General features: G+C 40.1%; 8 protein-coding genes and 1 tRNA gene. 3 read left to right on the forward strand and 6 right to left on the reverse strand.

What is annotated here, in order from left to right; genetic code table 11:
- Nucleotides 1-261 precede the first annotated feature (261 nt).
- The 6 genes from ABI367_RS00370 to ABI367_RS00395 all read right to left on the reverse strand — a co-directional run bounded on the left by ABI367_RS00370 (nucleotide 262) and on the right by ABI367_RS00395 (nucleotide 3972).
- A tRNA-Ser gene (locus ABI367_RS00370) sits at nucleotides 262-346 on the reverse strand.
- Nucleotides 347-452: 106 nt separating this feature from the next.
- Nucleotides 453-1424: a YihY/virulence factor BrkB family protein gene (locus ABI367_RS00375; RefSeq protein ID WP_462227145.1), complete on the reverse strand. Its 972-nt coding sequence runs from the start codon at nucleotides 1422-1424 to the stop codon at nucleotides 453-455.
- A gap of 9 nt (nucleotides 1425-1433) precedes the next feature.
- Complete coding sequence (locus tag ABI367_RS00380; RefSeq protein WP_462227146.1) at nucleotides 1434-1841, reverse strand: acyl-CoA thioesterase; 408 nt, start codon at nucleotides 1839-1841, stop codon at nucleotides 1434-1436.
- Complete coding sequence (gene mltG, locus ABI367_RS00385) at nucleotides 1841-2896, reverse strand: endolytic transglycosylase MltG (RefSeq protein ID WP_462227147.1); 1056 nt, start codon at nucleotides 2894-2896, stop codon at nucleotides 1841-1843. The genes ABI367_RS00380 and mltG overlap by 1 nt, the downstream gene beginning before the upstream one ends.
- A 7-nt stretch (nucleotides 2897-2903) precedes the next feature.
- Nucleotides 2904-3203 carry a rhodanese-like domain-containing protein gene (locus ABI367_RS00390; RefSeq protein ID WP_462227148.1) on the reverse strand — a complete coding sequence of 100 codons (300 nt, stop codon included), beginning with the start codon at nucleotides 3201-3203 and terminating at the stop codon, nucleotides 2904-2906.
- Nucleotides 3190-3972, reverse strand: a complete 783-nt coding sequence (locus ABI367_RS00395) for a PASTA domain-containing protein (protein ID WP_462227149.1) — start codon at nucleotides 3970-3972, stop codon at nucleotides 3190-3192. Before ABI367_RS00395 ends, ABI367_RS00390 begins: the two co-directional genes overlap by 14 nt.
- 99 nt (nucleotides 3973-4071) lie before the next feature.
- Between ABI367_RS00395 and ABI367_RS00400 the strand changes: the two genes are divergently transcribed.
- From ABI367_RS00400 to ABI367_RS00410, 3 genes are all read left to right on the forward strand, one after another.
- Nucleotides 4072-5055: a D-alanine--D-alanine ligase gene (locus ABI367_RS00400; protein WP_462227150.1), complete on the forward strand. Its 984-nt coding sequence runs from the start codon at nucleotides 4072-4074 to the stop codon at nucleotides 5053-5055.
- A gap of 225 nt (nucleotides 5056-5280) precedes the next feature.
- Nucleotides 5281-6564, forward strand: a complete 1284-nt coding sequence (locus ABI367_RS00405) for a TolC family protein (protein WP_462227151.1) — start codon at nucleotides 5281-5283, stop codon at nucleotides 6562-6564.
- Nucleotides 6565-6582: 18 nt separating this feature from the next.
- A partial coding sequence (locus tag ABI367_RS00410) for an efflux RND transporter periplasmic adaptor subunit (RefSeq protein WP_462227152.1) occupies nucleotides 6583-7130 on the forward strand: 548 nt, incomplete at its 3' end.

Below are 7130 nucleotides of genomic sequence, written 5' to 3' on the forward strand. Positions count from 1 at the left end.
GTTTTCATAATGTTTTTACATTAAAAAGTGAAACAAATTTAGCTTTGCAGATACTTCCAGTCAAGATGTTCAGTTTTGGAACATGCTGTATGTCAAATAGTTATGCCATATTCGGTGAGTTATACTATCCCCTAAAACTACTCACCTAATCACGCCCCTTTTTGTCGGGAATTGGTGGATAAATAGGGGTTTCGATTAAAACATAAAAGCCTGCAATCATTTGATTTGCAGGCTTTTGTTTGGTTTTGATACCGAAATGTGCGGAGAGCTAGGGATTCGAACCCCAGGACCTGTTACAGTCAACAGTTTTCAAGACTGCCGCAATCGACCACTCTGCCAGCTCTCCGGGGTCAAAAGTACAAAACCATGCCGAATTGCCAAATTGGATATTGATTTTTTTTAAAAATAGTGTTAAGCCTTATAACGGGTTGTAAGCAAGAGGGTTAACAAGCTTATTCAGGCTGATTGGCATTTTTAAAACTATTGTAACGCTGCTTTACCACCTTGACCGACCGCTTGGAAAGGTCAATACTGGCATTTAATTCAAAGCCAATTAAAAGAATAAGCGAGTTTAAATATAGCCATAGCATGACCACGATAAGTGTGCCTATGGAGCCATATATTTTATTGTAGGACGAAAAGTGATTGATATAATAGGTAAATCCCAGCGATGTTAAAACAGCCAACCCGGTAGCCAGTACCGAACCGGGACTTAAAAAGTTCCATTTTAATTTATGCGATGGCCCGTAACGGTACAGCAGGGATATGGTAGTAAAAAATATGGTTACTATAATTATCCACTGCGACAAGCTGATCAGGTATTTCCAAAAATGACTTTTACTGGCTAAACGGGCCTGTAGAAGGTTTATAACGTCCTGGCCGCCAATCATGATGGCTATAGCTATTAGTAACGATATACTGATAACTACGGTTAAGTTAAGTGCAATGATGCGCCTTTTAAACCAGCTACGCTTTTCAATTTCTAACGATGATCGGTTAAAGGCACGCATTAACGTGCTTACGCCATTAGTGGCAAAATATAGTGCCGTTAAAAAGCCTACCGATAGCAAGGATAAGTTTTGTTTTTTAATGATGTCTACAATGGTAGTTTGCAATGCCATATAAGCATTATATGGAAGTATGGATGATAGCAGCCTTAACAAGGTTTCCTGAAAATTTCTTACAGGTACATACGGTATTAACGTAAATAAAAATATAATACCCGGAAACAGGGCCAACATAAAGCTATAAGCCAGTGAGGAGGCTTTACTGGCCAATGAATCCTGCGAAAACTCATAAACCAGTGAGGCTATAACTTCATAAACAGATAGTGTGCCAAAGCCCGGTAAAACTTTTGCTTTGGCCCATTTAACAAATTTGCGGTAATTTTTTATGCGCAGTAATAAGTGGTGCAGCCATCTCATAGGGCTAATTTACTTAAAAAAAGGCTTCAGTTTATCTAAAAACTCGGCAGATGGCAGGCAGGGGCGGTTAGTGGCCATATTAACAAATACCAGCAAAGTTTCGCCGGTATGTATCAGCTCCTGCCGTTCGTTTAAAAACTCATATCTGAAATGAATTTTTACCCCCGGCATTTTATCCATAATTACTTTTATGGTCAACTCTTCATCATAACGGGCCGGCTTTAAGTATTTGCACTTCATCTCCAGCACGGGCATCATAATACCCGATGCTTCCATGCCGCTATAAGTAAGCCCCAGGCTGCGCAGCATTTCTACACGGCCCACTTCGTACAACTCGGCATAGTTGCCGTAATACATATAGCCCATTTGGTCGGTTTCGCCATAGCGCACCCGTACTTTGGTAGAATGCTCAAACATTACCTTTTAATATTCCTTTCATCAAGCGCGTGCTGAAATTTACGTGCATTAACCATATGATCGGCCAGGTTATCCGCAAAATTATGATAGCCCGAAAAATCCTCTTTAGCGCACATATAAATATAATTACTGTGTTTATAATCCAACACCGCGTTTATGGCATTTACAGATGGCATCATTACCGGGCCAGGAGGGAGGCCGGTGTGCAAATAAGTGTTATAAGGCGAATTAAATACCTTATCCTTATTTAACACCCGCCTGATAGTAAAATCGCCAATAGCGAAAATAAGCGTAGGGTCTGATTCTAATTTTTGGCCTCGTTTTAAGCGATTTAAATATAAGCCTGCTATGGTAGGCATCTCATCATCATGCAATGCCTCGCCATCAACTATTGAAGCTAAAATAGATACCTGAACAGGGGTTAGGTTAATAGCAGCAGCCTTTTGTTTGCGCTCGGGTGTCCAGAAGTGTTCATAATGGTCATACATCCGTTTAAACAATTTTTCGGGCGTAGTATTCCAGTATACATCATAGCTATCGGGCATAAATACGGTGTATACATTATCGGTAGTAAAACCGTATTGCTTTACAAAATCAGCCGAATCCAACAAACGAATTATGGATGCAGAATCGGGCTCCAGTTTTTTACCCACAAAACCGGCAAACTGTGTTTTTAACCTTAAATTATGGAATGATAGTACCACCGGGTCCTGATTTCCTGCTAATAACATATTGATCAGTTTCCGGTTGCTCATGCCCGGTTTAAGGCGGTACCTGCCCGGCTTTACCTTTTCGGTATATTTCATGTTATGGGCGGCCCAGTTAAAAGTGGTGGTATCGCTAACAATACCTTGTTCACGTATGGTTTTATACACATCATCATAGCCTTCGCCGGTGCGTATGTACAAATATTCCTGCTTGCTGGTTACATTGGGGCCAAAGTAGCGTAAATAATAAAAAATAAGGCTGCCAACCAGGGCAATAAAAAGTATAACCACCAGAGCAATCATAAATTTTCTGAACGTGTCGGTTGATGTGGTGTTTTGTGCAGTCATGATAATGTTATTGTATTTTTTGTAATGCAATTAATCCGCCAGTCAAATTTTTCACATTTTGATAACCATGTTGTATAAGCATAGTTTGTGCCGTTTCGCTGCGCAGGCCAACCTTGCAAATAACAATTATCTCATCTGTTTTGTTATAATTTAAACCGGTTATATTTTGATGAATATTGGACAGTGGAAGATTTTTGCCACCGATATTATACGTATGGTATTCAATTTCTTCGCGCACGTCAAGCAAATTTAAGTTTTCGCCTTGCTGCAAACGTGCCAGCAAGCTTGCGGCATCAATTTGCTCCATCGGATTTTTTACCCTGTGTAACAATAAGGTTAATCCGGGTACCATTGCTTACTTTTATTGCCGAATCCGTTTTCATGGGCGATTGGGCAACCACTATAACATTATTGGAATCAGTTATTGCGCCCCGGTATTGGATTTCGCCCAATATTAAACCGCTGTTATGTAAAACAAATTTGGCTGCATCAAGATCCTGGTTAACCAGATCGGGTATTTCTACTTCGCTCGCTCCGGCACCATCGCCCAGTACCAGGGTAATAGTTGATCCTTTTGGTATTTTGGTACCTGGCTTTATAACCTGGCCGCCAAACTGTATTTCGAGCACCATATCCCGTGCTATGTCAGAGCGGTAAGTGGTATCAATTTTTAGCCCGAAATTTTTTAATGTTGCCACAGCAGATATATATTGGGTTTGCTCAACATCAGGCAAAGAAATATTAGGCGCCAAACCCGATACCATTGTTAAATAAATAATACGGTTTTGCTTTACTAAGGTACCGGCGTCGGGGTCCTGCTCAATAATGCTGCCGGGGGCCTTATCCAGTTGATATACAGAATCAACATGGTATTCAAAACCCTGATCCTTTAATATATCAAATGCTTTATTTGCCGGTAAGCCCTTTAATTGGGGCACAGGTATTCCTTCGCCATGATTGGTATAAAAGCTCAGACTAAAAAAGGCAATTAAAACCACCGCAATTACCGCTCCAATGGCCAATAATATAGTATTACGAAAAGCTGTTGTTTTTAAATAGGCCCCAAATTTATTCATCGGCAGTAAGAGTAAATTATACTAAATAAAGCATCAAACATAGGTTAAAATTTCCAAATAATAACTTATCCACCCTCAAAAAAAACTATATTTGAGCCTATGATAAATGTCGCCCTTTTAGCCGGTGGTTATACCGGCGAATATGAAGTATCACTTAACAGCGCTAAAAACATTGCCGATAATTTAGATACCGGCAAATACAAGGTTTATACCATTTTAATTAACCGCGACAGGTGGTTTTATGAATTAGAAAGCGGGCGGTTTGATATCGACAAAAATGATTTTAGCCTTAATCTGAATGGCGAAAAGATAAAATTTGATTTTGCTTTCATTACCGTTCATGGTACACCCGGCGAAGACGGAAAGCTACAAGGTTATTTTGACATGATAGGTATTCCGTACAATACTTGCGATGCTACTACATCGGCCATAACCATGAATAAAGCTTATACCAAATCTATAGTAAATGGTATTAATGGTTTGCATTGCGCAAGGTCAATACAATTACATAAAAAGGATTTGCACGATATTGCCACTATCGGAGCGTCATTGAAATTTCCGTTGTTTGTTAAGCCTAACAATGGCGGCAGCAGCGTGGGTATGAGCAAGGTGTATAAAATAAGCGGCCTGCCCGATGCTTTAAATAAAGCTTTTAAAGAAGACGATCAGGTACTGGTTGAGCAATTTATACAGGGCCGCGAATTTAGCATCGGCGTAGCGCGTATTAACGGACACATACAGGTTTTGCCTGCTACAGAGATCATAAGTTCGAAAGATTTTTTTGATTATGAAGCCAAGTATACCGCCGGAGCATCACAGGAAATAACTCCTGCCGACCTTTCTGCTGATAAAAATGCGGAGATAGCCGATATTGTTACCCAGGTTTACCTGCGGTTAAACTGTCGTGGCATGGTGCGTATTGATTTTATTTTATTGGGTACCACAAACGACTTTTATTTTATTGAAGTTAATACAACCCCCGGCCAATCAGCAGCCAGTTTAATACCCCAGCAGGTAAGGGCCGCCGGTATGCATTTGGGCGAGTTTTATGGCGCGTTAATAGATGGCGCGATAAAAAAATAAAGTACCCTTTACTACACCCTTATTGCTTTCTTCCAAACTATTACTTATAGCGGTTAGGTTTGTAACCGGTAATATTGACATTACGCTTATTGAGCGTATTTGAAGCTGTAAATAGGAGGTTTCAATTCTAATCCTGTTTTAATCCCACCGATACATATTATAAATAATTTTGCCGTTACTATCATCAAATATGTTTCATGTCATATTTAATGAGCACTAATTAATATGTATACTATAAATAAGATAGTTCTTTTAACGTTTACGTTAAGTATAATAGGTTTTTACAACGGATACGGCCAACAAACTGATACTTTAAAAATAACTTTTCAGGAAGCTGAAAAGCAGTTTTTAGAAAAAAATTTAAGCCTCCTTTCTCAAAAATATAATGTTGAGGCTACCAAAGCCCTTATTGATCAGGCAAAACTATGGGATAACCCTACGTTGAGCACTGACCAAAACATACATGACGGTGCCAGCAAAAAGTTTTTTTATCACAATAATGCTCAAAATCTGGGCGAGGTATTTGTACAGCTAAGCCAGGTATTTCTTACTGCCGGCAAGCGCGGTAAACAAGTACAGGTAGCAAAGGATAATGAACAAGTGCAGCAGGCCGAGTTTAACGATTTGATGCGTAACCTGCGCTATAACCTGATGCTTGATTTTAGCCAGTTGGCTAATTTAACGGAGCAGGGCAAGGTTTATCAGATGGAGATATCATCGGCCACAAACCTGGTTAATGGCGTTCAAAAATCATTTGACGCCGGTAATACCTCCATGAAAGACCTGATCAGGTTAAAGGCCCTGTTATTTGGCCTTCAAAATGACCTGGTAGAAAACAACCGGCAAATCAATGACCTGGAAACAGAACTCAAAACCCTGCTGCAAACCAACGAAACCGCTTACATTTCCCCTATTCTAAATAATAGATCTGCTAATACGGTCGTGCCGGAAATCCCGGCATTGATCGAGCAGGCAAAAGCTAATCGGGCCGACTATTTATCTAACCAATACCAGTTAAACTCGGCTACACACAATTTGGCCCTGCAAAAGGCACTTGCCGCGCCTGATGTTACAGTGGGCATGAGCTATGATAACAATGCCAGTTTCGCGCCTAATTATTATGGTTTGCAAATAGGTATACCACTGCCATTATTTAACCGTAACCAGGGTAATATCAAATCGGCAAAATATAGTGAGATGAGCCAGGAAAGCGTGGTAAAGGAAAATGAAGCGCGACTTAAAAATGAGGTTGTTGCCGCTGTAAACCAGTATAAACTTACCCAACAGCTATTCTCGGCACAGCAAACCACTTTCAATGAGCAATATGATAAGCTATTTACCAATATGCTTAAAAGTTTTCAGCAACGGCAAATTGGGCTTATTGAGTTTGTTGATTTTTTTGATACCTATAAGGATACTAAACTAAAATTACTGCAACAGCAATATAACCTGCAAAAAGCAATTGCGGATCTGAATTTTGCTACCGGCACAACTATAATAACGCCTTAATTTATTTTATATATACTGATGATGAAAAGAGAAACGTTTTTGATCGGTCTCTCCGTGCTAATGTTGTTTGCTGCATGCAAGCAAAAAAAAGATGATGCTACTGTAAGCAAGCAAGTATGCATAAGTGATTCTTTGGAAAAAATGATCACTATAGATACCGCTAAAACCGCCGAAGTAAAAAACGAGCTTAACCTGTCGGGCGAGGTTTCAAGCGATGATAATAACGTAGTAAAGGTTTTCCCTTTTTCAAGCGGACAGGTAATGGAGGTAAAGGTATCGTTGGGCGATAAGGTAAGCAAAGGACAAACCCTGGCTGTAATGCGCAGCGCCGATGTGGCGGGCAACTACACCGATCTTTCTTCTACCCAATCTGACGTAGCCGTAGCTAAAAGACAGTTAGACCAGGCTGAATCACTATATAAAAATGGAATTTCGAGCGAACGGGAATATACCGAAGCGCAGGAGAATTATAACAAGGCTATAGCCGCTAATCGTAAAGTAAAGCAGCAGTTGGCTATAAACGGCGGTGGTAATACTTCGGAAAACGGAATGCTGGTTATAAAAGC

The organism is Mucilaginibacter sp. (assembly GCF_039935595.1).
Taxonomy (GTDB): domain Bacteria; phylum Bacteroidota; class Bacteroidia; order Sphingobacteriales; family Sphingobacteriaceae; genus Mucilaginibacter.

Bases quoted from the DNA above. Each gene is read 5' to 3' on its own strand.
- ABI367_RS00375 (WP_462227145.1), bottom strand. From the start codon at position 1,424: ATGAGATGGCTGCACCACTTATTACTGCGCATAAAAAATTACCGCAAA.
- ABI367_RS00380 (WP_462227146.1), bottom strand. From the start codon at position 1,841: ATGTTTGAGCATTCTACCAAAGTACGGGTGCGCTATGGCGAAACCGAC.
- mltG (WP_462227147.1), bottom strand. From the start codon at position 2,896: ATGACTGCACAAAACACCACATCAACCGACACGTTCAGAAAATTTATG.
- ABI367_RS00390 (WP_462227148.1), bottom strand. From the start codon at position 3,203: ATGGAGCAAATTGATGCCGCAAGCTTGCTGGCACGTTTGCAGCAAGGC.
- ABI367_RS00395 (WP_462227149.1), bottom strand. From the start codon at position 3,972: ATGAATAAATTTGGGGCCTATTTAAAAACAACAGCTTTTCGTAATACT.
- ABI367_RS00400 (WP_462227150.1), top strand. From the start codon at position 4,072: ATGATAAATGTCGCCCTTTTAGCCGGTGGTTATACCGGCGAATATGAA.
- ABI367_RS00405 (WP_462227151.1), top strand. From the start codon at position 5,281: ATGTATACTATAAATAAGATAGTTCTTTTAACGTTTACGTTAAGTATA.